This window comes from Pantoea sp. EKM21T, from assembly GCF_011800405.1.
GTDB lineage: Bacteria > Pseudomonadota > Gammaproteobacteria > Enterobacterales > Enterobacteriaceae > Pantoea > Pantoea agglomerans.
The window spans coordinates 169,425-195,807 of record NZ_JAALFV010000007.1 but is presented as its reverse complement, the minus strand read 5'-3'; the positions used below and the strand labels follow the sequence as shown (position 1 = coordinate 195,807).

22 protein-coding genes are annotated in these 26,383 nt (G+C 54.6%); 7 read left to right on the top strand and 15 right to left on the bottom strand.

Annotated elements, in window-relative coordinates; all coding sequences use genetic code 11:
- Window positions 1–94: 94 nt before the first annotated feature.
- The 3 genes from degS to zapG form a co-directional block, all read right to left on the bottom strand.
- Entirely contained in the window at window positions 95–1,156 is a 1,062-nt protein-coding gene (degS, locus tag HFD87_RS15875; RefSeq protein ID WP_010251964.1) for an outer membrane-stress sensor serine endopeptidase DegS, read from the bottom strand.
- 89 nt (window positions 1,157–1,245) lie between these two features.
- Window positions 1,246–2,619 (bottom strand): serine endoprotease DegQ, encoded by a 1,374-nt coding sequence (gene degQ, locus HFD87_RS15870; RefSeq protein WP_010251960.1) that lies wholly within the window; start codon window positions 2,617–2,619, stop codon window positions 1,246–1,248.
- A gap of 110 nt (window positions 2,620–2,729) precedes the next feature.
- Entirely contained in the window at window positions 2,730–3,131 is a 402-nt protein-coding gene (zapG, locus tag HFD87_RS15865; RefSeq protein ID WP_003848291.1) for a Z-ring associated protein ZapG, read from the bottom strand.
- Between the two features lie 178 nt (window positions 3,132–3,309).
- Here zapG and zapE point away from each other — a divergent pair, with 178 nt between their 5' ends.
- The 5 genes from zapE to sspB all read left to right on the top strand — a co-directional run bounded on the left by zapE (window position 3,310) and on the right by sspB (window position 6,963).
- Window positions 3,310–4,437 carry a cell division protein ZapE gene (gene zapE, locus HFD87_RS15860; protein ID WP_010672014.1) on the top strand — a complete coding sequence of 376 codons (1,128 nt, stop codon included), beginning with the start codon at window positions 3,310–3,312 and terminating at the stop codon, window positions 4,435–4,437.
- Between the two features lie 227 nt (window positions 4,438–4,664).
- Window positions 4,665–5,093, top strand: a complete 429-nt coding sequence (gene rplM, locus HFD87_RS15855) for a 50S ribosomal protein L13 (RefSeq protein WP_008925400.1) — start codon at window positions 4,665–4,667, stop codon at window positions 5,091–5,093.
- A 15-nt stretch (window positions 5,094–5,108) separates the two neighbouring features.
- On the top strand, window positions 5,109–5,501 hold the full coding sequence (gene rpsI, locus HFD87_RS15850; RefSeq protein WP_008925401.1) for a 30S ribosomal protein S9: 393 nt from the start codon (window positions 5,109–5,111) through the stop codon (window positions 5,499–5,501).
- Between the two features lie 331 nt (window positions 5,502–5,832).
- Window positions 5,833–6,474, top strand: coding sequence for a stringent starvation protein SspA (gene sspA, locus HFD87_RS15845; protein ID WP_009092481.1), 642 nt, complete (start codon window positions 5,833–5,835; stop codon window positions 6,472–6,474).
- A gap of 3 nt (window positions 6,475–6,477) precedes the next feature.
- On the top strand, window positions 6,478–6,963 hold the full coding sequence (gene sspB / locus HFD87_RS15840; RefSeq protein WP_010251939.1) for a ClpXP protease specificity-enhancing factor: 486 nt from the start codon (window positions 6,478–6,480) through the stop codon (window positions 6,961–6,963).
- Between the two features lie 111 nt (window positions 6,964–7,074).
- Here sspB and HFD87_RS15835 read toward each other — a convergent pair whose 3' ends face one another.
- Window positions 7,075–8,832: a sulfite reductase subunit alpha gene (locus HFD87_RS15835; RefSeq protein ID WP_031592002.1), complete on the bottom strand. Its 1,758-nt coding sequence runs from the start codon at window positions 8,830–8,832 to the stop codon at window positions 7,075–7,077.
- 185 nt (window positions 8,833–9,017) lie between these two features.
- On the bottom strand, window positions 9,018–14,549 hold the full coding sequence (locus HFD87_RS15830) for a glutamate synthase-related protein (protein WP_167423642.1): 5,532 nt from the start codon (window positions 14,547–14,549) through the stop codon (window positions 9,018–9,020).
- Between the two features lie 889 nt (window positions 14,550–15,438).
- Between HFD87_RS15830 and arcB the strand changes: the two genes are divergently transcribed.
- Both arcB and mtgA read left to right on the top strand, forming a co-directional pair.
- Window positions 15,439–17,772 (top strand): aerobic respiration two-component sensor histidine kinase ArcB, encoded by a 2,334-nt coding sequence (gene arcB, locus HFD87_RS15825; RefSeq protein WP_010251930.1) that lies wholly within the window; start codon window positions 15,439–15,441, stop codon window positions 17,770–17,772.
- A gap of 888 nt (window positions 17,773–18,660) precedes the next feature.
- Window positions 18,661–19,380: a monofunctional biosynthetic peptidoglycan transglycosylase gene (gene mtgA / locus HFD87_RS15820; RefSeq protein ID WP_010251926.1), complete on the top strand. Its 720-nt coding sequence runs from the start codon at window positions 18,661–18,663 to the stop codon at window positions 19,378–19,380.
- Window positions 19,381–19,383: 3 nt separating this feature from the next.
- Here the strand turns inward: mtgA and npr are convergent, their stop codons facing one another.
- The 10 genes from npr to kdsD form a co-directional block, all read right to left on the bottom strand.
- Entirely contained in the window at window positions 19,384–19,656 is a 273-nt protein-coding gene (gene npr, locus HFD87_RS15815; RefSeq protein ID WP_010251923.1) for a PTS phosphocarrier protein NPr, read from the bottom strand.
- Window positions 19,653–20,507: an RNase adapter RapZ gene (rapZ, locus tag HFD87_RS15810; RefSeq protein WP_010251920.1), complete on the bottom strand. Its 855-nt coding sequence runs from the start codon at window positions 20,505–20,507 to the stop codon at window positions 19,653–19,655. Before rapZ ends, npr begins: the two co-directional genes overlap by 4 nt.
- 47 nt (window positions 20,508–20,554) lie before the next feature.
- On the bottom strand, window positions 20,555–21,034 hold the full coding sequence (gene ptsN, locus HFD87_RS15805; protein WP_010251916.1) for a PTS IIA-like nitrogen regulatory protein PtsN: 480 nt from the start codon (window positions 21,032–21,034) through the stop codon (window positions 20,555–20,557).
- Window positions 21,035–21,186: 152 nt separating this feature from the next.
- Entirely contained in the window at window positions 21,187–21,474 is a 288-nt protein-coding gene (gene hpf / locus HFD87_RS15800; RefSeq protein WP_010251913.1) for a ribosome hibernation promoting factor, read from the bottom strand.
- Window positions 21,475–21,495: 21 nt separating this feature from the next.
- Window positions 21,496–22,929 (bottom strand): RNA polymerase factor sigma-54, encoded by a 1,434-nt coding sequence (gene rpoN / locus HFD87_RS15795; RefSeq protein WP_010251911.1) that lies wholly within the window; start codon window positions 22,927–22,929, stop codon window positions 21,496–21,498.
- A 48-nt stretch (window positions 22,930–22,977) separates the two neighbouring features.
- Window positions 22,978–23,703 carry an LPS export ABC transporter ATP-binding protein gene (gene lptB / locus HFD87_RS15790; protein WP_003851107.1) on the bottom strand — a complete coding sequence of 242 codons (726 nt, stop codon included), beginning with the start codon at window positions 23,701–23,703 and terminating at the stop codon, window positions 22,978–22,980.
- 5 nt (window positions 23,704–23,708) lie between these two features.
- On the bottom strand, window positions 23,709–24,260 hold the full coding sequence (gene lptA, locus HFD87_RS15785; RefSeq protein ID WP_167423641.1) for a lipopolysaccharide ABC transporter substrate-binding protein LptA: 552 nt from the start codon (window positions 24,258–24,260) through the stop codon (window positions 23,709–23,711).
- On the bottom strand, window positions 24,235–24,807 hold the full coding sequence (lptC, locus tag HFD87_RS15780; protein WP_010251907.1) for an LPS export ABC transporter periplasmic protein LptC: 573 nt from the start codon (window positions 24,805–24,807) through the stop codon (window positions 24,235–24,237). Before lptC ends, lptA begins: the two co-directional genes overlap by 26 nt.
- Window positions 24,804–25,370, bottom strand: coding sequence for a 3-deoxy-manno-octulosonate-8-phosphatase KdsC (gene kdsC / locus HFD87_RS15775; RefSeq protein ID WP_010251905.1), 567 nt, complete (start codon window positions 25,368–25,370; stop codon window positions 24,804–24,806). Before kdsC ends, lptC begins: the two co-directional genes overlap by 4 nt.
- A 13-nt stretch (window positions 25,371–25,383) precedes the next feature.
- Entirely contained in the window at window positions 25,384–26,367 is a 984-nt protein-coding gene (gene kdsD / locus HFD87_RS15770; protein ID WP_010251903.1) for an arabinose-5-phosphate isomerase KdsD, read from the bottom strand.
- Window positions 26,368–26,383: the final 16 nt, after the last annotated feature.

The following is a 26,383-nucleotide window of genomic DNA, read 5'->3' as shown; positions in this document are numbered from 1 at the left end:
AAAGCGTCCGAGCCAGGATGGCGAGGCCGACCGCCATGGATGGCGGCCTTCTTTGCGATCAGCCGGGCCATCCCTGACCTGGCACAGGTTTCAGCTAACTACTGCTGTCAGGAAACTCCTGAATGGTGACCGGCAGCGTCAGTTTCTGATCGTTTCGCAGTACCTGCACATCAATCACTGAACCCGGGCGAATTTCTGCCACCTGATCCATGGTCTCCTGCGCGGAGATGGCCGGCTTGCCATTCACGCTGAGCAGCACATCGTTGGCCTGAATCCCGGCTTTATCCGCTGGCCCATCTGGCGTGACCACGCTGACAATAATGCCCTGAACCCGATCCAGATTGCTGCCCTGTCCATGCAGCGGCGGCAGCTCACGCCCGGTAATGCCGATATAGCCGCGTATCACCCGACCATCACGAATCAGCTTATCCATGATCTTCGAGGCTAAAACGGTTGGAATGGCGAAACCAATCCCTTCCGGGGTTTCACCATCACTACTTTTATCGAAGGTCAGGGTGTTAATGCCCATCAGCTCGCCTAGCGAGTTAATCAGCGCGCCGCCGGAGTTACCCTGATTGATTGACGCATCGGTCTGCAGGAAGTTCTGTCGGCCTGATGAGCTTAAGCCAACCCGGCCCGTGGCGCTGATAATGCCCTGCGTGACCGTCTGACCGAGGTTATAGGGGTTGCCGATAGCCATCACCACATCCCCGATATGCGCCTGGCGATTTGGATTGATGGGGATAACGGGCAGGCCGGAGGCCGTGATCTTCAGTACCGCCAGATCGGTCATACCATCGGAACCCACCAGCGTCGCTTCAAAGAAGCGGCCATCCTGCAGCGCCACGATAATTTGATCGGCATTATTGATCACATGCTTATTGGTAAGGATGTAGCCTTTTGCATTCATGATCACCCCTGAACCCAGGGTCGTGATGCCACGATTGTTGTTGCCGTGGGCGCTACGATTGTAAACGTTCACAACGGCAGGCACGGCGCGGCGCACCCCTTGATTGAAGCTAAAGGGCGTTTCGTCTGTAATATTTTCGTGGTTATAGAGGGCGTCGCTGCCCATACGCAGTGCAGGCAGTGCTGCGAGCAAAATACCCGCCACAATCAGGCCCAGCACCACGGCACGCAAAAGTTTAAGAAACATGGTGTTAAATTACGCCAGGGGAGATCGCAGGGGAGAATAGCATGAGAGCGGCGGACACACACGCGCTTGTGTCCGCCGTAATGCGAGGTTTATCTCAACAACAGATAGATACTCTCATCGCCGCGCACCACATTCAGTGCCAGTACCGGCGGTTTCCCTTCCAGTATTTTACGCATTTCAGCAATGGTCTGAACCCGGTTGCGGTTAACGCCGATAATCACATCATCTTTCTGCAGACCAACCTGTTCAGCCGGTGTGCCTTTTTCGATGGTATCGACCTTCACGCCTTTATCACCGGTTTTAGTCTGTCCATCACTCAGGGTTGCGCCCTGAAGCGCGGGTGACATCAGCTGTGCGCTGGCGGTGCTCTGTGCGCTCTGCTCCAGCGTAACGGTAACCGTTAATGGCTTACCTTCACGCAGCAGGCCAAGTTTAACCTGTTCACCTGGCGGCGTGGTTCCTACTTTCACGCGCAACTCAGCGAAGCTGGTAATCGGCTTATCGTTGATCGACGTAATGATATCGCCTGACTTCACGCCCGCTTTCTGCGCGGCAGATTGCGGTAAGACTTCAGAGACAAAGGCGCCGCGCTGTGCATCGACATTGAATGCTTTAGCCATATCGGCTGTCATTTCAGTGCCTTTGATGCCGAGCTGACCGCGCTTCACTTCACCAAATTTAATCAGCTGCTGCGCGAGGTTCATCGCCATATCACTCGGGATAGCAAAGCCGATACCGATGTTACCGCCGCTGGAGGCGAGAATCGCAGTGTTGATACCGATCAGTTCGCCATTAAGGTTGACCAGCGCACCGCCTGAGTTGCCACGGTTGATCGCGGCATCGGTCTGAATAAAGTTTTCCAGCCCTTCCAGGTTCAGGCCGCTACGGCCCAGTGCGGAGATAATACCGGAGGTGGCCGTCTGTCCCAGCCCGAACGGGTTACCGATCGCCACCGCGAAATCACCCACTTTCAGCTGGTCAGAGTCCGCGACTTTCACCTGCGTGAGGTTTTTTGCGCCCTGAATCTGAATCAGCGCGATATCGGTCTGCTCATCATGACCAATGAGTTTGGCTTCATATTCACTGCCGTCGCCAAGCTGTACGTTGATTTTATCCGCACCGTTGACTACGTGATTGTTGGTGAGCACGTAGCCTTTCGCGGCATCGATGATCACGCCAGAACCTAAACCTTCAAACGGCTGTGGCTGACTATTTCCGCCAGGCATCTGACCAAAAAAACGCTTCAGCGGTTCAGGAATATCCTGAGCCTGTGCACCCGAATCAGTGCCTTCCACATGCACACTGACCACGGCAGGTAACACTTTCTCCAGCATCGGCGCCAGACTCGGCAGCGGCTGGCCCGCAATTTGTGCTGGCAGCGTTGCCATCGCGTCTGGCGCGGCGGCAAGGCTCATCCCAATACTCAGGGCTAATGCGCTAAACAGGCGTGCTTGTTTTTTCATTGCTACAACGCTCTCGCTGCAAAAGGTGGGAGGAATTAATAAGTGTGACAGTCGTTTGCGGTCAGGGTTCGCAAAAACAGCGGGCGCAGACAGGCTGCGCCCCAAAAAGATTAGTCGCGGGCAGGGCGCTCGCCACGCAGTAAACCGGATGCGCCTTCAGAATAGTCGCGCGGCATCTGCACCGGCACCTGATCGTTGTCCGCTTCGGCTTCAGTCAGCTGATAGGCAAACGGATTTTTCTGGCCAGGCAGATTCGGCAGCAGGTCATTTGAGCCTTTTGCCATGTGCTGATAGAGCTGACGATAATCACGCGCCATGTTGTCCAGCAGCTCCGCACTCTGCGCGAAGTGGTTGGTCAGCTCTTCGCGATAATCCGCCAGCTCCGCTTTCGATTTTTCCAGCTCGTACTGCATGCTGCGCTGCTCACGCAGCTTTTTGTTGCCAAAACGCATGGCGACTGCGCCGACAATAATACCAACCACTAAACCAATTAGCCCGTATTCCCAGGTCATAATGACTCCCGTGTTATTTCCATTGTTCCGTAGGGCATTGCACCATTTCAATAATAGTCACTATACCCGTTAATCTTATGGATGTGGAACTCTGGAGCAGCATGGCTTAGTGTAGAACGGCCTTTTTTTCAGCAACCGTGGTATGAATCAGACACCATTCAGGGACTTTGAAACAACAATGCAAACCTCAACTCCGCTTGCACGCTATGAACAGGCGCTGTCGCAGGGCGAATTCAGGCCCGATGACGTACAACGTGAAGCGATTACCCGTTTAGACGCGCTGCAGCAGGCGCTGGTTGCACGGCAACAATCCGCCGCGCCTGCCACATCCGGCCTGCTGGGTCGCCTGTCAAAATTGATCGGTAAAGAGAAAAACGAGACGCCACAACCGGTACGTGGACTCTATATGTGGGGCGGTGTCGGTCGCGGTAAGACCTGGGTCATGGATCTCTTTTTTCAGTCTATTCCTGGCGATCGCAAACTGCGTCTGCACTTCCACCGCTTTATGCTGCGGGTGCATGAAGAGCTGACGCAGCTTCAGGGGCAGAGCGATCCGTTACTGATTATTGCGGACAAATTCAAAGCGGAAACGGATATCCTCTGTTTTGATGAATTTTTTGTCTCCGATATCACCGATGCGATGCTGCTGGGCACGCTGATGGAAGCGCTGTTTGAACGCGGCATTGCGCTGGTGGCCACCTCGAACATTCCGCCTGATGATCTCTATCGTAATGGTCTGCAGCGCGCGCGCTTCCTGCCTGCCATCGAGCAGATCAAACGTCATTGTGATGTGATGAATGTGGATGCCGGTATCGACTACCGGTTACGCACGCTGACCTCCGCGCACCTGTGGAACTCTCCGCTGAACAAAGAGACGCACGCTGAAATGGCGCGGATGTTTAAAGCGCTGTCGGGCAGCCAGCCTGAAGATGCGCCGGTTCTGGAAATTAATCACCGCCAGATGCCGACGCTGGGCGTCAGCGAGGGCGTGCTGGCGATTAATTTCACCACCCTGTGTGGCGAAGGGCGCAGCCAGCATGACTATATTGCGCTGTCGCGCCGTTTCCACAGTGTGCTGCTGTATGACGTGCCGGTAATGATCTACAAAACCGAAGATCAGGCACGGCGTTTCCTGGCACTGGTCGATGAGTTCTATGAACGTCATGTGAAGCTGGTGGTCGCGGCAGAAACGTCACTGACCGAGATTTATCAGGGCACGCGGCTGAAGTTTGAATACCAGCGCTGTTTATCGCGACTTCAGGAGATGCAGAGCGAAGAGTATCTGCGTTTACCGCACCTGCCGTGAGAATAATCGGGATAAATACCGAAATAGGGTTCGATTTTTGTAACCGACTTCTCTATAATCTTGCGACCCCACGTTACAGCAAAGGATTTTTTTCCCAAATCCTCTGTGTTCCAGTAACTCTATCCGAAGGGGTGGCTTGCTGGTCAAAATGGTCGTGTGAGCCTCATTCGTTTACTTAAGCGTTTGGGATTTCACCAACGTGTAACTTAATTTGGGTAAGCTTTTCGATGAAAACTTTTACAGCTAAACCAGAAACCGTCCAACGTGACTGGTTTGTAGTTGACGCAACGGGCAAAACTTTGGGTCGCCTGGCGACTGAACTGGCGCGCCGTCTGCGTGGTAAGCATAAAGCGGAATACACTCCGCACGTTGATACGGGTGATTACATCATCGTTCTGAACGCAGAAAAAGTTGCTGTAACCGGCAACAAGCGTACTGACAAGATCTACTATCACCACACTGGCCACATCGGTGGTATCAAACAGGCGACCTTTGAAGAGATGATTGCTCGCCGTCCTGAGCGTGTGATTGAGATCGCGGTTAAAGGCATGCTGCCGAAGGGCCCGCTGGGTCGTGCTATGTACCGTAAACTGAAAGTTTACGCAGGCAACGAGCACACCCATGCGGCACAGCAACCGCAAGTTCTTGACATTTAATCGGGATTAAAGGCAATGGCTGAAACTCAAAACTACGGCACTGGTCGCCGCAAAAGCTCTACCGCTCGCGTATTCATTAAGCCGGGTAGCGGTAACATCGTAATTAACCAACGTTCTCTGGAACAGTACTTCGGTCGCGAAACTGCCCGCATGGTAGTTCGTCAGCCGCTTGAGCTGCTGGACCTGGTTGGTAAATTCGATCTCTATGTCACTGTTAAAGGTGGCGGTATTTCTGGTCAGGCTGGTGCGATCCGTCACGGTATCACCCGCGCTCTGATGGAATACGACGAATCACTGCGTGGCGAGCTGCGTAAAGCTGGCTTCGTAACGCGTGATGCGCGTCAGGTTGAACGTAAGAAAGTCGGCCTGCGTAAAGCACGTCGTCGTCCTCAGTTCTCCAAGCGTTAATTGTTTGCAGCTCCGGCTGCGGCAATTGGCTCAAAAAACCCGCTTCGGCGGGTTTTTTATTTTCTGCCTTCCCATAAACTGTCCGCGAAAACCGTAACGCCGCGCTCAATTTACCTGCAAAGATTCATTCCACGCCCACAAGCAGCCTAAAATCTGGTAAACTCTGTGTCACTTTGCGCCCGCAGGCCGGTGCGTTATGCGCCTCCCCACTGTCGGGGCGTCAGTATCTGTGACGCAGCTAACCAGGTTGCGTGCGAGTTCGATAAGCAAGTGAGTCGCCGTGTGGTTGGCTATTCGCAGTATCTTTTTGTGAACAAACTTGGAGGTTTTCATGGCTGTCGCTGCCAACAAACGTTCGGTAATGACGCTGTTTTCTGGTCCTACTGACATTTTCAGCCATCAGGTACGTATCGTCCTGGCGGAGAAGGGTGTCAGCGTAGAGATCGAGCAGGTCGAAATGGATAACCTGCCGCAGGATCTGATTGACCTCAATCCGTATCGCACGGTACCGACGCTGGTAGATCGTGAGCTGACGCTGTATGAATCACGCATCATCATGGAATATTTAGATGAGCGCTTCCCGCATCCGCCACTGATGCCGGTTTATCCGGTTGCCCGTGGTGATAGCCGCCTGATGATGCACCGCATCGAGCAGGACTGGTATAGCCTGATGAGGAAAGTAGAGAACAGCAGCGGTCAGGAAGCGGAAGCGGCACGCAAGCAACTGCGTGAAGAGCTGCTGGCTATCGCGCCACTGTTTGGCCGTACGCCTTATTTCATGAGCGAAGAGTTCAGCCTGGTTGATTGCTATCTGGCTCCGCTGTTATGGCGTCTGCCGTCAATGGGTATCGATTTGATCGGCTCAGGTTCAAAAGAGCTGAAAGGTTACATGAATCGCGTATTTGAGCGTGACTCCTTCCTCGCTTCATTAACTGAAGCTGAACGTGAAATGCGGCTGCAAGCCCGGGCTTAACGTATGGAAATGTCGCAACTTACTGCACGTCGTCCCTATCTGCTGCGCGCCTTTTATGACTGGTTGCTCGACAATCAGCTGACGCCGCATCTGGTGGTCGACATAAATCTGCCGGGTGTGCAGGTGCCGCTGGAGTATGCGCGCGATGGTCAGATAGTCCTGAACATTGCGCCACGTGCTGTCGGTAACCTCGATCTGGCAAACGATCAGGTGTCGTTCAACGCCCGCTTTGGTGGCGTTCCTCGCCAGGTTAACGTGCCGATGGCGGCGATTCTGGCAATCTATGCGCGTGAAAATGGCGCCGGGACGATGTTTGAACCGGAACCGGCTTACGAGCTGGGCACGCATGAGGCGTCAGAGGGTCAGGAAGAGACTATGATGTCGGTGATTGATGGTGATCGTCCTGACGATGCCAGCGATGACGAGACACCGCCTGATGACGATCCACCGCCACGTGGTGGACGACCTTCACTGCGCGTAGTGAAATAGCAGTGACATAACAGCGAATACCCGTCCATCCGACGGGTATTTTTTTGCCTGTCGGCCATAAAAAAATCCGGCTGCCTGCGCAAGCCGGATTTTTTCAGCAGACCATCGCGATCAATAGACGTCGCGCAGGTAGCGCTTCTCTTTCTTCAGCTGATCGACATAGTCAGCAGCGCGCTCGGTGGAGAGGCCACCAAACTGGCGAACCACTTCATACAGCGCGTTATCCACATCCTTCGCCATACGCGATGCATCGCCACAGACATAGAAGTAAGCCCCTTCCTGCAGCCAGGCATACAACTCAGCGCCCTGTTCAAGCATCCGGCTCTGCACGTAGATCTTCTTCTCCTGATCGCGTGAGAACGCCAGATCCAGACGCGTCAGTAAGCCATTATCGCGCCAGGCAAGTAATTCATCCTGATAGATAAAGTCATGTTCCTGATGCTGATCGCCGAAGAACAGCCAGTTTTTCCCCTGCGCGCCAGTTGCCTGGCGCTCCTGCAGGAAGGCACGGAATGGCGCAATACCGGTACCTGGTCCCACCATGATCAGCGGTGCGCTGTTGTTGGCAGGCACGCGGAACGATTTATTGGGTGAGATAAAGATGGCGGGCTTCTCACCGCGACGCACACGCTCGGCCAGGTAGGTTGAGCAGACGCCACCGCGATTACGGCCGCCACTGTGATAACGCACCGAGGCAACGGTCAGATGCACCTGATCAGGATGGGCTTTAGAGCTGGATGAAATAGAGTAAGCGCGATGCTGCAGCGGACGCAGCAGCGCGACAAACTCGGGTACCGCCAGCGTGCGCGTCAGTTCAAGCTGTAGCAGGTCAAGGGTATCTTTGCCCCACAGCCACACGCCCAGCGCATCTTTATCATCATGCTGTAACACATGACGCAGCTCCTGGTTGGTGGTGTTCTGTCCGACCCACTCGATTAACTTGCGTGACGGCTCTGAGATCTCAAACTGATAGGTCAGCAGGTCGCCAAGGCTGCGATCAAAGCCGGGCACCGGCGTCTCGTAGTCCGCGTTAAGCTGGGTCAGCAGCAGGCTGACCAGCGACGGCTCGTTGACCGGAATTACGCCCAGCGCATCGCCCGCTTCATACTTCAGGCCGCTGTCAGACAGGTCGAACTCGAAATGACGAATATCTTTGGCTGACTGCTCGCCTGACAAACGCTTGTTAGTGATCAGCGCGGCGGCGTATGGATTGGATTTGTTGCTGCCTGGAATGACTGGCGCTTCAGGCGCGCTTTCCAGCACGGTGCCGCTGCTGCCCGCGCTGGCGGCAAACTGTGGCATTGAGCTGTTCAGCCACTCGCTGGAAGGCTCCTCAAAATCGATATCACAATCGATACGATCAACCACGCGTTTCGCGCCCAACTGCTCAAGGCGCATATCAATAAACTTGCCCGCCTGACAGAAGCCATCGTAGCCGGTATCGCCAATCGCCAGCACGGCGAAATGCATCTGCTCCAGACGCGGTGCGGTACTGGCAGAGATCGCATCCCAGAACAGCTGCGCGTTGTCCGGCATTTCACCTTCGCCATAGGTCGAGGTGACGATCAGTACATGGCGCATGGTGGCAAATACGTCGAGATCGACATCGCCCAGCGCCTGAACCACCGGCACCAGACCTTTAGCGCGCGCAGACTTCGCTGCGGTCTGCGCCAGTGCTTCAGCATTGCCGGTCTGTGAGCCATAAAGAATGTGCAGTTGCGTCGTCGCGGCTGCGCCTGTGCCCGCGGCGGGTTGCTGCTTGTCTTCTAATACCAGCAAACGGGAGTGCAGACCCGCAAGAAAGCCAGCCAGCCAGTACTTCTGATCGCCATTAAAAGGTGCATCTTCTGGAATATAAGGAATTTTCATGGGTACTTTTACTCAATCCCGTTCTCGCCCGTCATCATTGGCATTGTCCGGTGTGAAAGCGGTTCCGCTTTCCCGCGCCGCAGTGTGTGCGACAGGGGAGAGCGGTGCTGCATCTGTCCGGTACAACGATTAATCCGGGCAATGATCAATTAATAATATTCAGTTCAGCCTGATCAGTATCACTGTCAGGAGAGTTTACCCACCGCAGCGGCGATTTCCGGCAATGCCGCACGTGCAAACAGCTCTTCAAAGTCAGGCAGGTGGCCCAGCACTTCCCGGTTACAGGCATCCTGGTACATGATCCAGCCGTAGGTTGCCAGACTGTCCATGGAGCGGATGTTACGTTGCGTCAGCGCCGCTTTGTAATCTGACATGCGTTTGGTTCCAATCAGACTCGCCAGTTCATCATCGCTGTAGCTCTCGATAGCGGAACGTGCATGACGCTGCAGCTTGCTTATCAGCGAAAAGTCTTCCGTCATCAACAGATTACGGACCGCTTTTTCAACTGCCGCATCTTCAACCGGGGTGCCTTTCGGTAATTTGCCCAGCGCCAGCTGCTGGGCAAAACTCAGCACGGTGTAGTTGTTGAGCAGGACAAACATCTCCAGCGTATCGGTCGCGCCATAAGCTGGTACGGCACCGTTGGCGATGGTTTTACCCTGACGCCATGCGGCTTTAAACTTCGCCACCTGATGGCCTGCCAGCGCCGTCGACAGCTCTTCGAGCAGATCTTTGCGGCTCTTGGCTTTCAGAATCTCGCCGCCATCCTGATAGAGCAGCAGCGAGCGCGGCATCACGTAAACAAAGTGGTGACACTCCGTTTCCCAGTTCTCCAGCAGCCAGGCGGCACGCGGTGATTTGGTCGCCTCCAGATGCCAGTTCAGCATGGTCAGCACCGCCTGCTTATGCACCTGGGCCATCTCATCCTGATCGGCAATCGAGCCGAACTGCACCGAATCACCGGCAGCATGGCTGGCCAGCGATCCATAGGGGTCGTACTGGTAGGCGAAGCCGCCGCTCATGCCGTTGCCAAATCCTTTACCGAAGGTGCCCAGGTTGAGGATGGCGCCATTGGTCATATATTCGCAGCAGAAGTCACCGACGCCTTCAACCACGGCGGTGGCACCGGAGTTACGCACCGCGAAACGGTCACCGGCCTGGCCCTGCACGAACAGACGTCCGCCGGTCGCGCCAAACAGCGCAAAGTTACCAATAAGCACGTTGCCATCGGCATCCTGCGCGCCGCCGCCAGGCGACATCACGATCAGTTCGCCGCCACACTGTCCTTTGCCGACACCGTCGTTACAGGTGCCGTAATGGGTCAGCTGCATGCCATCGTTGCAGAAGGCGCCAAACGACTGACCGGCAGAACCGGTGGTGGAAATTTTTACGCTCTCAGGGGCCAGATAGCGGCGACCGCGATCGTCAGTCAATACGGCAGGCATCGCCTGCAGCTGCTCAGAACTCAGCTGATGGTTCAGCATCCGCTCAATATCGATGGCCAGCTGGCCGCCGACACTTTTGTTTCGGTTATTCAGCACGATATTGTTGCCCAGAGTGACGTCAGGATTTCCCTGATCCACCAGCGACAGCTTCAGTTGCTCAATCCAGACATCATCCAGCTCAAAATCTTTTTCCAGATAAACCGGCTTGTCGATTTTCAGCTCAGGCACCACGGTAAGCATGGCGCGTAAGTCGAGCTTGCCCACTTCCAGCGGGTGATCCATCAGGTGCAACAGGTCAGAGCGACCGCGTGCCTCACGCAGGGAGCGCAGGCCCATACGCGCCAGGATTTCACGCACTTCATGCGCCACGTTGAGGAAATACTGCGCCAGCTGACGTGGATCGCCATCAAACGCTTCGGCATTCGTGGTTAAGCCAGCCGGGCACTTAACGTTACAGTTCTTCGCCATCACGCATTTCAGCATCATCAGCGCCGTCGTACCGAACTCAAAGCTGTCGCCGCCCAGCAGCGCAGATTTCACCACGTCGCTGCCGGTCTGCTGTGCGCCAGAGCAGCGCAGCAGCACTTTCTCACGCAGGCCGTTGGCGCACAGCGCCTGGTGGACTTCAGCGATGCCGATTTCAGCCACGCGTCCGGTATATTTCAGGCTGGTCACCGACGCAGCGCCGGTACCGCCGGTGTTACCCGCAACGTTAATCACGTCTGCACCCGCTTTGGCCACGCCAACCGCGATGGTGCCGATCCCTTCAGACGAGACCAGCTTGACGATAACGCGCACCCGCGCGGCTTTACAGTCGTGGATCAACTGCGCCAGATCTTCGATGGAATAGGTGTCGTGATGCGGCGGCGGTGAGACCAGCTCGACGCCAGGCGTACCGCCACGCGCGGCAGCAATCTCGACGGTAACTTTGGCCGCCGGTAACTGACCGCCTTCGCCAGGTTTCGCACCCTGACCAATTTTGATCTCCAGCTCTTCCAGCATCGGATCCGCCAGATAGGCAGCCCAGACGCCAAAACGGCCCGAAGCCAGCTGTTTGATGCGTGAGGCACGAATGGTGCCGTGACGGGAGTAATGCTCGCCGCCTTCACCGCAGTTACTCATGCCGCCGACCATATTGGTGCCGTGCGCGACCGCTTCATGAGCGGGAGCCACCAGCGCACCGTGGCTCATCGCCCCGGAGGCAAAGGTACGGGTAATTTCACAGGCTGGCTGCACTTCGCTCAGCGGCAGTGAAGGCAGGGTGGTGAAGATACGTGACAGATAATCGGCCGCTTTACCGTAAGCGGTCATTTTCAGACCGCCAGTCACCACTTCGCTGCTTTCGATATCGTCGCCGAAACGGGATTTCAGGGCGCGAGACAGGTTCTGCAGGCGTTCGCTCTCAGGCTTCAGTCCTTCAATCGCATCGGTCAGACGCAGCATAAAGTGATTCAGGCTGCCATCTACCGCTTCACACTCCATGCCACGAATGGCAAAGCCATTGTTGGTCAGCGAGTAGCGTCCCAGCTTGCGGCGGAACTCCGCTTCGCTGTCGATGTGGGTCAGGTCAGCCGGGAATGTCAGGATGTCGCGCAGGGCCGCCGGGCGACGTTTACGCTCTTCATACATCAGGCTTGAGAACTGACGGTAATCAGCAGTAATCGCGAAATTATTAATCACCTCATCCGGGATGCGCTCAAAGCTGCTGTCTTTAAAGGTCTCTGGCTTGATGCCAAACGCATTATCCAGTTTAGCCAGCGTCATCAGGCGGATGAAGTTGTCCTCTTCGCGCGCTTTGTCGGCAAAGCGAATCGGCTCTTCGGTCATATCGATAAAGGTCCGCACGGCGATGGTGCCGTAGGAGTGACCTGCGCCTTCTGCACGCTCTTTGAACAGGCCCAGCAACGGAACTTCAGATTCGCCCTGAATCTTCAGTGCACTCTGGTGCCAGTCAACGGCCATCTGCGCGATCGTCGCGAAGCCTGCGCCGCCCACCGGCGTTTTGATATTCGGGAAATACTTTTTCAGCACCGGGTCATCGGTGTTAAGGAAGTTAGGCTCAAAGAACTCGCCGCTGCTGTAGCTCTCAACGGTACAGAGGCCCACTTTGCCCATGGTTTTCATCAGTGCTTTTTCAGCCGCTTTGGCATAGCGCTTAAAGGCTTTGTTACCTTCTTCACCTTCACCAAATTTCTCCTCTGCGCGCATCTGTACGCCCAGCGGATAGATAGCTGACGCCCCAAAGCCAAGTGTGGCGGCAATGTGGTGCGACGAGATGCTCTGGCCGCTTTCAACCACCAGAGAAACATCCAGACGCAACCCTTCCTTTATCAGGCGCTGGTTGATGGCGGAAACCACCAGCAGCATCGGGATCGCGGCGTGCTTTGAAGAGATATGGCGATCGGTAAGTACAGCGATGCCACCCTGGGTACGGGCAAAATCAACCACCTGTTGCGCCAGGTCATCAATCGCTTTTTCCAGGGCATTCGCGTTCGCGGTGGTGCTCAGCAGATCTTTGCCGATCACCGGCTCATAGAGCATCTCAAAGCGGGCATAAGGTGCGATGGTCTGCTCGCGTAAACGCAGCATATCGAGGTGGCTGAGAATCGGGGTCGGCACCACAATCTGACGGCCTTTGCTGCGGCCCAGATGGGGTTTTGCCCCCAGCGCGACACGCAACGTCATGCCATCCACTTCGCGGATTGAGTCCAGCGGCGGGTTGGTGACCTGCGCAAAGCGCTGAGAGAAGTAGTGCGCCATACCGCCTTCATGATCGGATAAGCCGTTGATGGCGTTGCCGTAACCCATCGCGGAGATCTTCTCTGCGCCGGTATTCAGCATCGGATCCATCATGAACTTGAAGCTTTCCTGGTTGTAGTAGTAGGCAACAAAGCGCTGATACGTTTTCAGATCGCCACGATAACGCAGCGGTGAACCCTGTTGTTCTGCCGGGATCTCGGGCAGATCGTCAAGACCGACGCGCGCTTCACGCAGCAACGCCGAATAATCTTTCTCTGCGGCCAGTTTTTCCAGCGCCTGCAGCGTTGTATAGCTGCGTTTTTCACGGTGATCGAAATAGAGCATACCGCCCGCTTCGATACGCCCACGACGCAACACGCTTTCAGGGGGGAAGGCGATCTGGCCCGCTTCCGACATCGCACCGATATAGTCAGCGGTTTCTACTGAACGCAGGGGACGCAGACCCAGACGATCAAGACGGGCGCCAATTACTTCGCCATTACCAAAGATTAAGGCAGCAGGGCCGTCGTTCTTCTCTTCATACAGCGAGAAGTACTCCAGCATGTCACGCACTTCTGGCGACAGCGCGCTGTCGTTTTCCCAGGCGGGCGGCATCATCGACACCACGGCGGTGATCAGATCGAGGTCATCTTCCATCAGACGGCTGTGGATGCTCTGATCCAGGCGCGAACTGTCGGACTGGCCTTTAGGCCGCACGATGGTCTTGCCACGGGCCAGTGCCAGCGCGGACTCAGCGATGCGGTTTTTACGGTCAGTGTTCAGCTCGCCGTTGTGCGCCATCAGGCGGAACGGCTGCGCCATCGTGGTATGGGGATCGGTGTTAGTGGAGAAGCGGGTGTGGAAAAACAGCCCGCGCACCTGATGATCGGGATCGGTCAGATCTTTGAAGTAAGGGATCACTTCATTGGAATTCAGACGGGCTTTGAACACCTGCGTGCGTGACGACAGCGACAGCGGATAGAGGCCGCCAAATTCGCTTTCGGTAAAGGCACGGGCTTCAATGGTTAACAGGGCGCGGTAGATGCGTTTTTCGAAGTCGTTCTGATCAACTACATCCTGTGGCGCAGTGAAAATCCACTGCAGAATCGGTAACTGGAACTGCGCGGCTGCCGGGCGCGTCACGCTGCTGTCGAGCGGCATGTCACGCTTCATAAGTACCGGCAGACCAAAGCTGCTGAGGGTTTCATCCACCAGACGTTCGGCATTCGCGCGCAGCTCAGCATCTTTCGGCACAAAGAAGTTACCGACACCAAAGCGTCCCGCTTCCAGCGGCTGGCCGGTAATCTTGCGGAAGAACTGCAGCGAAAGATCAACGTTGACCCCCGCGCCGTCGCCAACGCCTTCCGCTGACATGCCGCCGCGGTGAGGCACCGTACACAGGGCGCTGTGCGCCATCTGCAGAATCTCGTGGGTCTGCTCGCCGTCCTTACGCGTAATGAAACCTACACCACAGCTGTCACTGCCTGCTGTCGGATCATACAAGCCATAGGATTGAGGTTTTTTAGTGGACATTGAGGGTCTCCTTAAACTGCTTTGACATTACCTGCACTGTTTCAGGGTCTGAGCGCAACGGGGGCGCTATCATTTTCATCGCCATGCTCTGTCGAGCGCGCGTCATAGCCCTGAGCATTTCTCTCCAGACATCGGTAAAACGTCCTTAATTGAGCTGCTCTCTGATTTCCGGTCTCTTAAAGGAGATGACTTAAACCACGCGGGAGTCTTCTTGTTGCATAGATATGCCGAGACAATGGCCCGTCTGGAAAGCTTTCAGCGGATTTCCAACTTATCGGGAAAGCGTAATCAGGTCAAATAGGGCGGTCAGACGGGATTATCAGGCGTTTTATCTGTTTAAGTGTATGAATTTAATAATTTTTCAGGTTTAAAATGTATCACTCTGGTGCCTGGCGACAGGCCGATAAATGTGAACTGACTCACTGTAGTGCAGGCGTCAGATCTCTGCACCATGCTGGTGACAGGGTGTTAAGCAGCATTAAATGCTGTTCAGCACCCATGATGCATAGCATGTATCTGTTTTTCTTATGTCCGGCTATTTGAATGAAACCGCGGTTGGTTATAAGAAAAATTAATCAGCATGGGCATGCTTAAAACAGCATTAAAGATGAATGGCTATGCATATGAAAGGGTGTGCCTGTGCAACAGGACGCTGCCAGGATATTGAAAAAAGGCCGTACAGAGAAATCGGTGATTCGCTGGCGGCCTTACAGATTATTCATTTGGCACAGTCAGTCAAGGGTTTTAACCGCTTTGTCCTTAACGTCGCCGATCGGCGAGGCTGCTGCACCATAAAAGCGCATTTGATCCCTTATCTCCACGCGACGTGCTGCGACGGCAGCGGGTTAACTGCGCTATTATGAGGCTGTTTCTCTTCCAGGGAGTTGTTATGAAACAAATTCGTCTGTTGGCGCAGTACTACGTTGATTTAATGGTGAAGCTTGGACTGGTGAGGTTCTCGCTGCTGCTGGCGTCTGCGCTGGTGGTGCTGGCGATGATTGTCCAGATGGCGGTCACGATGGTACTGCGGGGCCATGTCGAGAGTATTGACGTGGTGCGTTCGGTCTTCTTCGGGCTGCTGATCACGCCCTGGGCGGTCTATTTCCTCTCGGTGGTGGTCGATCAGCTGGAGGAGTCACGGCAACGCCTGGCACGGCTGGTGGATAAGCTGGAAGAGATGCGTACCCGCGATCTGGAACTCAATCAGCAGATGAAAGAGACCATTACGCAGCTGAATCAGGAGATCAGCGATCGTAAAAAGGCGGAACTGGCACGCGAACAGGTGATGGATAAGCTGCGTGAAGAGGTAACGCGTCGTGAGCAGGCACAGATTGAGCTGGAACAGCAATCCTCCTTCCTGCGCTCCTTCCTGGATGCCTCGCCTGACCTGGTGTTCTATCGCAACATCGATAAACAGTTCTCCGGCTGCAACCGTGCAATGGAGCTGCTGACCGGCAAAAGCGAAAAGCAGCTGATTGGCCTGACGCCGCGCGATATCTATGATGATGAAGCGGCCACTAAGGTGCTGGAAACGGACGAGAAGGTGTTCCGCCACAACGTCTCGCTGACCTATGAACAGTGGCTGCAATATCCCGACGGACGCAAAGCCTGCTTCGAGATCCGTAAAGTGCCTTACTACGACCGCGTGGGTAAGCGCAGCGGATTGATGGGCTTTGGCCGCGATATAACCGAACGTAAGCGCTATCAGGACGCGTTAGAGAACGCCAGCCGGGAGAAGACCACCTTTATCTCTACGATCAGCCACGAGCTTCGTACGCCGCTTAATGGCATTGTCGGCCTGAGCCGCATCCTGCTGGACACCGACCTCAATCAGGAACAGCTGAAATATCTCAAAACCATCCACGTCTCCGCCATCACGCTGGGCAACATCTTTAATGATGTGATTGAGGTGGACAAAATCGAGCGCCGTAAAGTACAGCTGGATAATCAGCCGCTCGACTTCACCGGTTTCCTGGCCGATTTAGAAAACCTCTCTGGCCTGCTGGCACAGCCGAAAGGGCTGAAGTTTGTGCTCGCGCCGCAACTGCCGCTGCCGCATATGATTTCGACGGATGGAACGCGTCTGCGCCAGATTCTGTGGAACCTGATTGGTAACGCCGTGAAGTTCACCCAGCAGGGCGAGATCGTGGTGCGGGTAACCTATGAGCAGGACGAGACGCTGCGCTTTGAGGTGCAGGACTCCGGCATGGGTATCCGTCAGGAGGAGCAGGATAAGATCTTCGCTATGTACTATCAGGTCAAAGATCAGCATGGCGGTAAACCGGCTACCGGTACCGGCATCGGGCTGGCGGTATCACGCCGCCTGGCGCAGGCGATGGGCGGTGATATCCGCGTGCACAGTGCGCCGGGACAGGGTTCCTGCTTCACCGTAGAGATTAAAGCGCCACGCATTGCTGAAGAGGTGGAGGATGAAGGCGTGGACGACAGCCTGCCACTGCCTGCGCTGCACGTGCTGCTGGTTGAAGATATTGAGCTCAATGTGATTGTGGCGCGCTCGGTACTGGAGAAGCTGGGCTGCAGTGTAGAGGTCGCCATGACCGGCAGCGAGGCGCTGGCGATGTTTGACCCGCTGGAGTTTGACCTGGTGCTGCTGGACATTCAACTGCCCGATATGACCGGGCTGGATGTCTCACGTGCGATTCGCCAGCAGTACCAGGGAACGCATCTGCCCCCGCTGGTTGCTCTTACCGCCAATGTCCTCAAAGACAAAAAAGAGTACTTCGACGCGGGAATGGATGACGTGCTCAGCAAACCGCTGGCAGTGCCGGCACTCACTGCGATGATTAAAAAGTACTGGGATTATCAGGCAGAACCGGAAGAGGAGATCGCTGATGTCAGCGATGACAAAACCCGGATGCTGCTGGATGTCGCGATGCTCGAACAGTATATCGAGCTGGTTGGTCCCAGCCTGATTACCCAAAGCCTGACGATGTTTGAAAAGATGATGCCGGACTACCTTGCGGTGCTGGAGTCGAATCTGATGGCGCGCGATCAGAAAGGCATTGCTGAAGAGGGACACAAAATCAAAGGGGCGGCGGGTTCGGTCGGGCTGCAGCGTTTGCAGATGCTGGCGAAACAGATTCAGAGTCCGGAGTTACCGGCGTGGTGGGACAATGTGGGTGAATGGATTGATGAGCTGAAGCATGAATGGCGACACGATGTGCAGGTATTACGCGACTGGGTGGCAGAGCAGGATAAGTGATACCCCGGAAAAAAATGACCCCAGCCGAGGCCGGGGTGCGCGAAATACTGCGCCAACACCAGGGAAATCATTGCGGCCGCTATGATTTGAATAATTAATGCAGCCGCAGGGTATTGGTTAACACTGTCATCACCTTAGCAAATTCATCTTCTCATGCGACAAGATTCATTAAAATTTGTGATATTGAGCAGCGTTTAAATACAGAAAACATTAATTTGGCAACACAGTCAAGTAAGGAATTAATTTCTGTGCTGTGTTGCTGCTATTTTAATCAGTTTTGCGCTTTTTCGTGTAGTTTTAATGCTGCCGGGCAGGGAAACTGAGGCTGAGCAGCACCAAAGTGAGCCGCCGTTAACATTTGCCTTTTGAGTGAGGCTAACGCGCTGATATTGCAAGCGCGCTGCCTGAAATGACACGAATTATCCAAAACGATTTGGAATGATAAAAAAGAATCTAAAAGTTTGTCCTTCTGTCGTTCTGCTATCAGGGTTATTACTGGAAGGAAATAGTGCCATTCTGGCAACCCGTGACGCCATTAAGCGCTGCTTATTTATCCGTTATAACGATAATTCTGATTAACCTTTGGGCGCGGCAGGATTAAGAAAATAATAACAGTTAAGCATAGTAAATGATTCATGCGGGCGCTTATTACTCATTATTAAGTGTTTATCTGGAAAGATGCTAAGCAATGGCAATGAATGGAACCGATTCCTTTTTTGCGGAAGTACTTGAACTATTTCGAACTGTTGCAGCATGTTGATGCAAAATGATTGAATAAAGTCTGGAAACAGCCTGTCAGTTTTCAGCGATAATCGTAAAAAGGCTGCTTTTTTAGCAGTGATTACATGAGTGATTGATTAACGTCTGAAACAAGTGTGGGAAGATTGCATGAACAAGCATAAAGGAAGCGTCGGACAGCGTATCAGACGTATTGTTGGTCGTATCGTACTGGTGTGGCTGGGAATATGGCTGGCGGGCATTCTACTCTTTTCGTTCTTACCCGTGCCGTTCTCAGCGGTGATGGCTGAACGACAGATCGGAGCCTGGTTACGCGGTGATTTTAGTTATGTCGCCCATTCAGACTGGGTCGGCCATGACGAGATTTCGCCCTGGATGGGGCTGGCCGTTATCGCCTCAGAAGATCAAAAGTTTCCCACCCATTGGGGCTTTGATGTGGCGGCGATTGAGTCTGTACTGGATAACAGCGATAGCCGGATGCGTGGGGCGTCCACGCTGTCTCAACAGACGGCGAAGAATCTGTTCCTCTGGGATGGTCGCAGCTGGGTGCGTAAAGGTCTGGAAGCGGGTCTGACGGTAGGAATTGAAACGGTCTGGACGAAGCGGCGTATTTTAACCGTCTATCTCAATATTGCGGAGTTCGGGCCCGGCATCTTTGGCGTTGAGGCGGCTTCTCAGCGTTATTTCCATAAGCCTGCCAGCCGGCTGACCGCAGCAGATGCCGCCTTACTGGCAGCGGTGCTGCCTAATCCGATACGTTATCGTGCTGCTGCACCCTCAGGCTACGTCAGAGAGCGGCAGCAGTGGATACTGCGTCAGATGCGCCAGCTTGGCGGGGAAGGCTTCCTGCAGCGTAATCAGCTCGATTAAGCGTTAATCTTCATCGAAACCCGCTTCAAATAACTCAATGACCGCTGCCAGCGCCGGAATCTCCTCCGGGCCGCTGGCTTCAATCTCAATGTGGCCGCCTTTTGCCGAGTCGAGCATCAGCAGCGCAATCACGCTGCTGGCTTCGGCTTCAGTGCCCGCTTCATTGCGCAGTAATACTTCGGCATCAAAGCTCTGCACCAGCTCAAATAACTTCATCGCCGGACGTGCATGCATGCCCAGCTTATTTTTGATTTCTACAGTTTGTCTGACGGTCATGATTTGCGCTTTTCCAGCGTACGATGGCGTGACTGCACATTCTTACCCCGTGAACGGAAGTAATCTGCCAGCTGTTCTGCAATATAGACTGAGCGGTGTTTACCGCCGGTGCAGCCAATCGCCACGGTAAGATAGCTACGGTTATTGGTCTCCAGCATCGGCAGCCAGAGTTCAAGGTAGCTGCGCGTCTGGTAGATAAAATTATGCACTTCAGTGTGGCGATCAAGGAAGGCCGCCACAGGACGATCGAGGCCGGTCATCGGGCGCAGTTTGGGATCCCAGTGGGGGTTGGGCAGAAAGCGCACGTCAAATACATAGTCAGCGTCAATCGGAATGCCATGCTTGAAGCCAAACGACTCAAACACCATGGTCAGCTCACGTTCACGCTTGCCCAGCAGGCGGGTACGCAGCATCTCTGCCAGCTCATGCACCGACATCTCTGAGGTGTCGATGATCAGATCGGCACGTGAACGAAGTGGCTCCAGCAGATCGCTCTCTTCATCAATCGCGCTCTCCAGCGAGAGGTTTTTGCTGGAGAGGGGATGCAGACGGCGCGTATCGCTGTAACGACGAATCAGGGTGTTGCGATCGGCGTCGAGAAACAGCAGCTGAGGGGAAAATGTATCAGGCAGATTATTCAGTGCGGTTTCAAAAATTTCAGGGGATTCGGGCATATTACGCACGTCGATGCTGACCGCCGCCGAAATATTGCGCTCAGCCAGCGAGTTAGCTAACTCAGGCAGCAGCACGACCGGCAGGTTATCAACGCAGTAGAACCCCATATCTTCCAGCGCACGGAGCGCCACTGACTTCCCCGAGCCTGAACGACCGCTAACGATCATCAGCACCATGACCTTCTCTCCCGTTTTAAAACCGGCACCGGGCCGGTAAAGACGCGTTACTGCTCCGACTGGACTTCCGTAATAATGGCATAGAGCTCTTCATCACTCTGCGCTGCGCGCAGACGACGGCAAACCGTTTTATCTGCCAGACGCTTTGCCACCAGTGACAGGGTGTGCAGATGTGTTTTGCACTGGTCAGCCGGGACCAGTAAGGCAAACAACAGATCGACCGGCTGGTTGTCGACGGCATCAAACGCAATCGGCTGTTCGAGGCTGATAAACACCCCAACCGCGCGCAGCGTATCCTCTTCCAGCTTGCCGTGAGGGATGGCTATCCCGTTACCAATACCGGTACTGCCCATGCGTTCGCGGGTCAGGATCGCTTCGAAAAGCGTCTGGTGCGGCAGGTTGAGCTGCTTAGCGGCCAGTTCGCTGATGATTTCCAGCGCACGTTTTTTGCTCTGGCAGTGGACGCCGCTGCGGGTGCAGTCTGGCGAAAGCACTGTGCTCAATTCCAGTGTGAGATCGTTGTTCATTATCGTTTCACTTGCGTGTTCACCAGGCCATTCACCGCCAGCGCGTATTGACGCGTGTGACAAACGGCGCCTGCTCAGATGACAAAACGGGGCGGATTATCCGCCCCATCCTGTCGGCTCTGCGCGCCAGGCGCGCGTCGCTAGCGTGAAGGTTAGTGTTTTTTCAGTTTATCTTTGTGTTTGGTCAGCTGACGGGTGAGCTTATCGATCAGTCCGTCAATGGCCGCATACATATCTTCCGCTTCGGATGTGGCGTGCAGCTCGCCACCATTCACGTGTAGTGTTGCGTCAGCCACCTGCGTGACTTTCTCAACCTTCAGGACAATATAGACCTGATTGATATGTTCAAAATAGTGTTCCAGTTTGGCAAATTTACCGTTGACGAATTCACGCAGAGGTGGAGTGATTTCAACGTGTTGCCCGGTCAGGTTCAGCTGCATAGGTCTTCCTTCTCATTTCTTTCAAACCAGTTGTTTACGCTGGTTCGATGGCGGGATGGATAAAGACTCACGATATTTGGCGACGGTACGCCGTGCCACCATGATCCCCTGATCAGATAACATGGAGGTCAGTTTACTGTCGCTCAAGGGTTTGGCTGGATTTTCCGCCGAAATTAATTTTTTCACCAGGGCACGAATCGCGGTAGAGGAGGCTTCACCGCCACCTTCGGTATTCACGTGACTGGAGAAAAAGTACTTCAGTTCAAAAATGCCACGCGGGCTGTGCAGATACTTCTGCGTGGTAACGCGGGAGATGGTCGATTCGTGCATCTCAACGGCCTGAGCGATATCCGCCAGCACCATCGGGCGCATAAATTCTTCACCCTGCTCGAAAAAGGCCTGCTGCTGCTCAACAATACAGCGCGTCACTTTCAGCAGGGTATCATTGCGGCTTTCCAGACTCTTAATCAGCCAGCGGGCTTCCTGCAGATTACTGCGAATGAACTGGCTGTCGCTGTCGTTCCGCGTCGCGCCGCTCATTGCCGCATAGTGCTGATTGATCTTCAGGCGTGGCACGCTATCGGCATTGAGTTCAACCGTCCAGCGGCTGCCGATCTTACGCACCAGCACATCGGGAATGACATATTCTGGTTCGCCGGTGTTGATCGACTGACCCGGACGCGGGTCCAGCGACTGAATCAGCAGCATCGCCTCTTTCAGCACCTCTTCTTTGAGGCGTGTGACCCGCATCAGGCTGCGGAAGTCGTGGTTTGCCAGCAGATCGAGATGTTCGCTGACGATCAGACGCGCCTCTGCCAGCATCGGCGTTTCGGGCGCATATTGTGAAAGCTGCACCAGCAGGCAGTCACGCAGGTCGCGCGCGCCAACACCAATCGGGTCAAAGCGCTGGATGCGTTTCAGCACCGCTTCAACTTCATCCGCTTCGAGCTCATCATCGCCGATGCTGTCAAGGATCTCCTCAAGCGAAACGGTGAGATACCCGGTGTCATCAATAGCATCGACAATAGAGGTGGCAATGGCGCGATCGGTATCGCTGAACGGCGTCAGTCCGACCTGCCACATCAGATAATCCTGCAGCGACTGGGTCGTTTCGCCCTGATAAACCGGTAACTCATCATCCTGGTAATCGGTGCCGGTGCCGGAAGGCGTACCCGCGGTGTAGATCTCATCCCAGGTCGCATCCAGCGGCAGTTCATCAGGCATCTCTTTCTGCTCAAGCGCTTCGCGTGTATCCAGCGCCTCGGCCTCTGAAGACTCCCGTGAATCGATCTCTTCATGCAGGTCAGTCTGCTCAAGCAGCGGATTACTTTCCAGCGCAAGCTGAAGCTCCTGCTGGAGTTCAAGCGTAGAGAGTTGCAGCAGGCGAATCGCCTGTTGCAATTGCGGAGTCATTGCCAGCTGTTGGCTGAACCTGAGTTGTAAACCTTGCTTCATAGACAGGATGATCGTTCCCAGGTAAACATCGGTATTAACGACACCTTATCAGAGTCTGAACTCTTCACCCAAATAAACCCGCTTAACCTGCTCATCCGCAAGAATTTCATTCGGTGTGCCGTGTGCGATCAGGTGCCCCTGGCTGACGATATAAGCCCGCTCACAGACCGCTAACGTTTCGCGTACGTTATGGTCGGTAATCAGCACACCGAGGCCGCTGTCACGCAGATGCTCAATGATCTTCTTAATATCGATAACGGAGATGGGGTCAACACCGGCAAAAGGTTCATCCAGCAGGATAAATTTAGGATTAGCCGCCAGCGCCCGCGCAATCTCAACACGACGTCGCTCACCACCCGAAAGTGCCTGGCCCATGCTGTCGCGCAGGTGCTCAATGTGAAACTCTTCCATCAGCTCACGAGCACGATCCTGGCGTTGCTCTTCGGTCAGATCGTCACGGATCTGCAAGACCGCCATCAGGTTATCGTAGACGCTGAGGCGACGGAAGATCGATGCCTCCTGCGGCAGATAGCCGATGCCACGACGCGCACGGGCATGCAGCGGCAGGATGCTGATATCTTCATCATCAATAATAATGCGGCCAGCGTCACGCGGCACAATGCCCACTACCATGTAAAAGGTGGTGGTTTTACCGGCACCGTTCGGGCCCAGCAGGCCGACAATCTCGCCGGATTTGACCTGCAGGCTGACATCTTCTACCACGCGACGGCCTTTATATGCCTTCGCCAGGTTTTCTGCGATTAATGTGGCCATAGCTATCAGTTACTCTTCTTTCCGCTGTTGGACGAACCTTTGTCCTGAAGTTGCGACGGCGCCAGTACAGTCGTGACGCGCTTGTTCTGGCCCTGACTGAAAGCCTGCATTTTCTGCTCTTTCACCAGGTAGGTAATACGATCGCCTTTGATGTTGCTGTCCTGCTGCTCAATGAACGCATTGCCGGTCAGTTCAACGAAATCGTTAGCCAGTTCATAGTGCAGTTTTGCGGCATGGCCCTGCACCGGCTTACCGCTGTCCTGCATCTGATAGAAGGTGGCGGGATTACCGTAGGCGTCAACGATGGTTTTCTTGCTGTCGCCGCCCGGACGGGTCACCACGACTTTATCTGCCGTGATTTTAATTGAGCCCTGCGTCACGATGACATTGCCGGTAAAGGTCGCGACATTGCCTTGCAAATCCAGCGCCTGATTCTGCGAGTCAATATTGACGGGCTTGTCCGAGTCACCGGTCAGAGCCAGCGCCGGAACGCTGGTTGCCAGCAGCATGCTGGCCAGTAAAAGCTTCAGGCTATTTTTGTTCATTTTGAATTTCATAAGAGGTTTTGACCTTCTCGATTAACTCGGCGTTTTTTGTCCGTAAATTGCCGCGCATTTTCATGCCGGTGGAGTTAAAACTGCGGCCATACAATGTCACCTGGTCATCAGAGGTAACGTCCTGAGTGACAAGATTAATCTGGGCGTTATCGGTTTTGATCCGCTCAAGCTGAGAATCCTGCGTCAGCGTATTCAGCTCAACATGGCCATACAGGTAAAGCATACGATCTTTGGTGAGCTTTGCTTTATCCGCGCGTAACGTCCAGGTAGGGATTTTGTTCTCATCAAAGGTGGTCATGACCGGATTGTCGAACCAGCTCAGTTCATCATCCGAGAAATAGGTCACTTTGTCAGAGACCAGTTTATATGACAGCGCGCCCTGCGGGTTATAAACCACAGTGTGTGAATCAGCACTGGTGTAGGTCGGTGACTGACTGTCCGTCCCGACTGGCGTGCCATCGTCATCCTGGTTAGTAAGATTCCAGCCGATCAAAACCAGTGCAATCAAGGTCAGAATCAGCGTTATCCAACGCCTGCTTTTACTCATACTGATTGCCCTTTGGCATCCTCAAATTTGTTCTGCGCCATTAAGATCAGGTCACATACTTCGCGAACTGCACCGCGTCCACCGGCAATCCGCGTGACATAATGCGCGCGCGGCAACAGGATCGGATGTGCATCCGCCACCGCCACGCTTAATCCCACTTTTGCCATAACCGGCCAGTCGATCAGATCGTCACCGATGTAGGCGACCTGGTCGTCGGAAAGAGACAGTTTATCCAGAAGTTCACGATAGGCCAAAAGCTTATCCGATTGTCCCTGATAAAGATGACGGATGCCGAGCGTTTTGCAGCGATCTTCCATCAGACGGGCATTGCGGCCGGTAATAATAGCCACTTCCACATCGGAGGTCAGCAAACAGCGAACGCCGTAACCGTCCCGCACGTTGAATGCCTTCAGCTCTTCGCCATTATTCCCCATGTAGATCACTCCGTCGGACATCACGCCATCGACATCGCAGATCAGCAGACGAATCCTGCTGGCGCGCGCCATAACGTCAGCGCTGACCGGGCCGTAGCAGGTTTCAATCGGGTGGGTTGCCTGTTGCATTTTCTCTTCCTGTTCAGACTACGCCAGCGCGCAGCATGTCATGCATATGTACCACACCGAGCAGATGGTCGTCATCGGCCACCAGAATCGAGGTAATGTTTTTGGTCTGCATCAGGTTCAGGGCTTCCACCGCCAGCATATTAGGCCGGACGCGGATGCCACCTGGCGTCATCACTTCCCCGATGGTGGCGCGCTGGAAATCGATGCCCATATCAAAGATGCGGCGCAGGTCACCATCGGTAAAGATACCTTCAATTTTCATCAGGTCGTCGACGATCACCGTCAGCCCCAGATTTTTGCGGGTAATCTCCAGCAGCGCATCGCGCAGCGAGGCGTCCCGTGTGACGTGCGGCAGTTCATCGCCACTGTGCATGATATCAGCCACATGCAGCAGCAGTTTACGACCCAGCGCACCGCCAGGATGGGACAAAGCAAAGTCTTCGGCGGTGAAGCCGCGCGCTTCCAGCAGCGAAACCGCCAGCGCGTCACCCATCACCAGCGTGGCCGTGGTGCTGGTGGTCGGTGCCAGACCCAGCGGGCAGGCTTCCTGCGGAACATGGACACACAGATGCACATCGGCAACCCGGCCCATCGCACTGTCAGGCCTTCCGGTCATGCAGATCAGCGTAATGTGCTGACGCTTTAAAACCGGAATCAGCGCGAGGATTTCGTTCGACTCACCGCTGTTGGAGATGGCGATGACCACATCATTTTTGCTCACCATGCCCAGATCGCCATGGCTGGCTTCGGCCGGATGAACAAAAAAAGCGGGCGTGCCGGTACTGGCAAAGGTCGCCGCCATTTTTTTGCCGATATGGCCAGACTTGCCCATGCCCATCACCACCACTTTACCCTGACAGGCGTAGATCAGGGCGCAGGCGCGGGCGAAATCGTCGTTAATATATTGATCGAGTTGTTCCAGACCTTCGCGCTCAATGCGCAGTACGGTTTTCCCCGCCTGCTGGAAATCAAATGCTGTTGGTTGCTGATATGACATAGTGAGTCTGTCCTTG